Origin of the sequence: Gordonia sp. SGD-V-85 (genome assembly GCF_001456905.1) — a bacterium.
Lineage (GTDB): Bacteria > Actinomycetota > Actinomycetes > Mycobacteriales > Mycobacteriaceae > Gordonia > Gordonia hongkongensis.
This window is the reverse complement of record NZ_LNQO01000053.1, coordinates 1-1,567: the sequence shown is the minus strand read 5'-3', so window position 1 is coordinate 1,567 and position 1,567 is coordinate 1. Positions and strand designations below refer to the sequence as shown.

1 protein-coding gene and 1 pseudogene are annotated in these 1,567 nt (G+C 64.4%); both read right to left on the bottom strand.

All coding sequences use genetic code 11. From position 1 onward, the window contains the following. Positions 1–320: pseudogene (locus AS181_RS25590) on the bottom strand (hypothetical protein); the annotation flags it as partial. A gap of 74 nt (positions 321–394) precedes the next feature. Continuing rightward, positions 395–592 (bottom strand): hypothetical protein, encoded by a 198-nt coding sequence (locus tag AS181_RS24375; protein ID WP_139114287.1) that lies wholly within the window; start codon positions 590–592, stop codon positions 395–397. Between the last annotated feature and the right edge of the window lie 975 nt (positions 593–1,567).

The window sequence follows — 1,567 nt, the reverse complement described above, 5'->3', positions numbered from 1 at the left end:
GGGAACCGCGCCCTGCCGCCACGTCTCGACGACGGCGTCAGTGACCGTCGCCTCCTCGGGCGGTAGCCACAGACCCGTGCCCGCCGCCGTGCGCAGCAGTTCGGGGCTACCCGACCCGCGGAGCCGCAGCTCGACGTCGCAGTCGTTCCCCGACGCGTCCACCCACCACGAGAGCAGCCGAGCGTCGACGACGCCCGATGCTCCGCGAGCAGGGCCGTAACAACCGACGTGCCAACGCCTCCCGCTGTCCCGCACACGACGACGGCCCGCTCGGCCCAGGCCTGCGGGTCGCCGTCGCGGGGTGTGGTCGGGTTGGTCATACGGGGTCTGCGACAACCACCGTCAGTACAGCTGCAATACGTCTTGACATCAGAAGCTCAACTCGATTCGTAAGCTACGGCACGAGCATGTAGTGGGAGACTCCGTAGGACTGCATGACGCGAACGGGGTTGTTCCGCGCATACGAGACGGCCTGGAACTGAACAAGACCGGACCCGGTCCGGATGTCGTGGACCACCTTCTGTCCGCGGCGCGGTCCAAAATCGGCGTTGAAGAAGTTCCATTTGGCATACGCCTCGATGCTCGTATGCACTGTGCCGATCAGAAGCTTGCACACCGGCTTCCGCTTCCAGCTCGGACCGTTTCCTATGAAGCCAGAAGACGTGAGGGTGACTCGAACGACCCCGCGCTTGGACGGGGCGGCGGTCAAGCCCACATGCAGGACCCCCCTGCAGTAGGAATGATCGCCAAAGGTTCCCATGGTGTCGCCGGTAATACCTATGCGGGGCAACTGTGGTGCAGCATCGCTCTCCCCAGCTCCGACAATCAGACCCGCGGACACCACGATGAGGGCGACCGCTAGGCATAGCAAGCGTTTCAATTTCTACAGAGCTCCAATTCTCAGTGATTTACGGCCGTGGAGTGGCCACCTTCGGCCGGCCAAAGGACGTCACTCCCGGGGAATGCATTCTGCAGGCTGTCAGATTGTGCGCGAGTCCAATCACGAACCGACTTCTCCACGTGGGGACCAAGCACGGTATATGGCGACCTGGCCTGAACCCCGGACCATTCAAAGGTCGAAGCTCCGATCTTTGCGTCAACGTCGCCACGATGGTTCACCACGTAGTCCACCGCTGGCAATCCCGAGCGGCGTGCATGCTCTGCCGATAAATGAAACTCGAACTGGTTTTGCCCTTCAGCCTCCGGAAGCGCGTGACGCGGGCCATTCGGACGCCACGGCTCGCTCGGGTTCGCGCCGGGATCCCCCGCTCCAAGCGCGTATGCGAGTGCTCCGCCAGCCGTCCCGGCGATCGCGAACCCGACCGCAGCCCCGGCAGCGCCCGCCCCGATACCGCCAATTGCGGCGCCTGCCCCAGCTCCGATAGCCGCCCCTGTCAAACCCATCACGCCCCCGAAGAAGGGTGACGAACCGATGAGCGCACCCGTCGCAGCACCAATCGGCGCGCCAACGACCGCGCCCACAACCGCCGACGGAATACCAAGCGCGACAGCCCCAGCCGTACCACCAGCCATAACACCGATGATCGTCGCAGCAGCACGACGAGTC